We start from the raw sequence: 1,123 nt of genomic DNA, 5'->3' as shown, positions 1-1,123 counted from the left end.
ATATAAATTTGTCATTGGAACGTAAAACTCCAAAATTAAAGTTGGTATATACCATTTGGAGTGTGTGTTATGTCAATTAACCAACCTTATCTGAACATTAAAAATGTAGTGAAACAATTCGGACAGTTCACTGCATTAAAGCAAATCTCACTGGCGATCGAAAAAGGCGAGTTCGTTTGTTTTTTAGGCCCTTCTGGCTGCGGTAAAACTACGTTATTACGTGCCATTGCAGGTTTAGATCTACCTACTTCTGGCGCGATTTTTCAAAACGGCCAAGAGACCACATTTCTACCACCAGAAAAGCGTGATTTCGGCATTGTGTTTCAGTCTTACGCGCTGTTTCCAAACATGACGGTTGAGGGCAACATCGCCTTTGGCTTGAAAATGAAGAAACTCGCCTCTGATGAAATTCAACGCGAAGTGACAAAAGTCATAGCGTTAGTTGACTTAAAAGGCAAAGAAAAATACTACCCCCACCAACTTTCTGGAGGCCAACGTCAGCGTGTGGCGTTAGCCCGAGCGCTCGTGGTTAAACCTCGTATTCTTTTACTTGATGAGCCGCTTTCGGCACTGGATGCAAAGATCCGTAAGCATCTTCGCCAACAGATCCGCGATATACAAAAAGAGATGAACCTAACTACCATCTTTGTGACTCATGACCAAGAAGAAGCGATGATCATGTCTGATCGAATCTTTTTGATGAACAAAGGGGAAATTGTTCAAGCCGGCACACCAGAAGCGATCTACACTCACCCAGCCAATGAATTTGTGGCTGGGTTTATGGGGCATTACAATTTGGTCGATGCTAACAAAGCCAAACAACTCTTTAATATCGATACCGAATGGAAGGTGGCAATTCGTCCAGAGTCCATCTACGTGAAAGAGCATGGTCGCCAATACGGAAACCATATTTCTGCACCGCAGATGGGAACCATCAAAAATCACCAACTGCTTGGCAATGTAATTCGCTACCAAGTATGCGTCGAAGAGTGCAATCTTACAGTCGATTTGCTCAACCGTTCATCCGAACGCTTGCTAGCTAACGGCAGTCAACTAGAGCTGCTGTTTAACCTAAATGAAATTCAACCAGTGAGAGCCTAACATGTCCAAACCTTTGTACGTC

1 protein-coding gene is annotated in these 1,123 nt (G+C 43.5%); it reads left to right on the top strand.

Annotated elements, in window-relative coordinates:
* Positions 1-69: 69 nt before the first annotated feature.
* Positions 70-1,101: an ABC transporter ATP-binding protein gene (locus R8N28_RS26355; RefSeq protein ID WP_318183800.1), complete on the top strand. Its 1,032-nt coding sequence runs from the start codon at positions 70-72 to the stop codon at positions 1,099-1,101.
* Positions 1,102-1,123 lie beyond the last annotated feature (22 nt).

Source organism: Vibrio sp. Vb1554 (assembly GCF_033344235.1).
Note: the sequence above shows the minus strand (reverse complement) of the source record. Positions and strands in the feature narration are given on the sequence as shown.